The 1382-nt window shown below is 25.9% G+C and carries 1 protein-coding gene; it reads left to right on the top strand.

Going from position 1 to position 1382, the window contains the following annotated elements:
• Positions 1-126 precede the first annotated feature (126 nt).
• Positions 127-1134: a hypothetical protein gene (locus BMW63_RS17775; protein WP_074724796.1), complete on the top strand. Its 1008-nt coding sequence runs from the start codon at positions 127-129 to the stop codon at positions 1132-1134.
• Positions 1135-1382 lie beyond the last annotated feature (248 nt).

The following is a 1382-nucleotide window of genomic DNA, read 5'->3' as shown; positions in this document are numbered from 1 at the left end:
TTGCATCATTAAATATACAACTTTTCTGTCTAATAATTAGATTATTTGTTTATATTTGATAGAATTAAACGGAGGTTTTTTCACAGACTGACGTTAGCAGACATATTACACCAAAATCGGACAAAAATGAATATCGATAAAATTAAATTTTTAAAATTTTTTCACGATTGTAAAAAAAATGCAATTAAAAGAATCGTAAAATGTTATCATCCTAATTGTAATGAGAAATCTATAAATTCTCATATTCTACAAAAAAATGGTATTCTTTCATCAATTGCAAAAGACAATCATTTGTGGGAGCATATTTTAAATCAATTTAAGGAACCTCATTTTCAGTTTAAAAGAACAGGAATTAATGAAATTTTTTCATTCAATTGTTTTTGTCAAAAACACGATAGTGAATTATTCAAAATTATTGAAACTGAAAACATAAATTTTAATGATTACAAATCTTGTTTATTATTTACTCTTCGTACAATTTATAATGAAAAATTCAGAAAAGAAGTTAATATTGATATTTACCAAAATATGCTTAAATCTGAATTGACAGAGAATTTTGATAGAGAATTCCTGCAATTAACACTTGAGCAAGAGAAACTTGGCTTGAATGATTTAATTTTAAACGAAAACGACATTTGGAACGATATAAACCAGAATACAGAATCATATGTTTTTGAAGTTAGAGAGATTTCTAAAATTGAACTTTGTTTATCCGCATTTTATAATTATGAAACTACTTTTGAAATGAATCTTTATAGATTTAAGTATGGTAAGGATATGGAAAGAATTTCTGAAATTTTCATCAACTTATTTCCTTATAAAGATAAATCAGTCTTATTAATGGGGTATAATAAAAAAGATGAAAAGTCTGTTAAAGGTGATTTTTATACATACTTCAAAGAATCGGAAAAAAGAGTTCAAAGAAAACTGACTAACTTATTTTTATTTGCTTGTGAAACTTGGGTAATTTCAGAAAAATTATATTTTAGTAAATTTAAAGGAATAGAAAATATTATAGCATTTGCTTCAAAATATTCAACTGAAAATTATAATGAAAGACAAACTTTTGCTTTAAATATGTTTTCGGAAAATTTTAAAACAGAAATGCAAAAATGGTATTCAAAATATAAATAAAAATACGTCTGCTAACAGCGGTTTTGCGAGATTGCGAAATATGTGCAAAATTCACGTTTATCTTTCGTAAGAAATTTTATCTTAGCAGAAAAATCTCGGTTCCGAAGTTCGCAACCTCGCAAAGCCACAAGACGTTAGGCAACATAATTTGAGTGACAAATCCTGAAATAGGTTGACTAAAAATTAAACACTTTTAGCAAACTATGGAACCCACAAAAAAAGAACACTGTCCAAAAATTGAGTACAAA

This window comes from Flavobacterium frigoris (genome assembly GCF_900111075.1).
Taxonomy (GTDB): domain Bacteria; phylum Bacteroidota; class Bacteroidia; order Flavobacteriales; family Flavobacteriaceae; genus Flavobacterium; species Flavobacterium frigoris.
The sequence above is the reverse complement of the archived record's forward strand: the minus strand, read 5'-3'. Positions and strand labels throughout refer to the sequence as shown.

Bases quoted from the DNA above. Each gene is read 5' to 3' on its own strand.
- BMW63_RS17775 (WP_074724796.1), top strand. From the start codon at position 127: ATGAATATCGATAAAATTAAATTTTTAAAATTTTTTCACGATTGTAAA.